Genomic DNA, 597 nt, shown 5'->3' on the forward strand with positions numbered 1-597 from the left:
CCGTCTTGGGCCGGCGCTGCATCTCCGGGCCGAACGCCACGTTGCGCAACACGGAAAGATGCGGGAACAGCGCGTAGGATTGGAACACCGTGTTCACCGGGCGGCGGAACGGCGGCAGGTTCTCGATGCGCTGGCCGTGCAGGAGCAGTTCGCCTTCGCTGGGCAGCTCGAAACCGGCGATCAGGCGGAGCAGGGTGGTCTTGCCGCACCCGGACGGGCCCAGGAGGGTGAAGAACTCGTTCTCGCGGATGGTGACCGAAACCCGGTCCAGCGCGGTGACCGTGTCGGCACCCGTCCCGAACCGCTTGGTCAGACCGCGCGCCTCGATCGCCCAGTCCTTCATCCGCCCCCTCCGTGCCCAGCTCCGCGGAGGCGAGACTAGCGATGCCCGCCCGGCAGGGAAGGTGGCCGGCGCTTTGCCGGGTGCCCTGCGACATGGAATCTGGCAGACGAAGGGAAGGACTTGTTGATTCCGTCACAAAGATCGGATTTTTTGGCTGCGGGTGTGGCGCGAAGACGCCGCCCAGGGAGGCTGGCATGCTGATCGGGATCGACCCGCACCTGAGCGGGGATCTCCTGGCGATCCTGCGCGACATG

1 protein-coding gene is annotated in these 597 nt (G+C 67.2%); it reads right to left on the reverse strand.

Translation table 11 applies throughout. The features are described from left to right. A partial coding sequence (locus EQG76_RS23925) for an ABC transporter ATP-binding protein (protein WP_159717035.1) occupies nt 1-343 on the reverse strand: 343 nt, incomplete at its 3' end. Between the last annotated feature and the right edge of the window lie 254 nt (nt 344-597).

Source organism: Geminicoccus flavidas (genome assembly GCF_009806515.1).
GTDB classification, from domain to species: Bacteria; Pseudomonadota; Alphaproteobacteria; order Geminicoccales; family Geminicoccaceae; genus Geminicoccus; species Geminicoccus flavidus.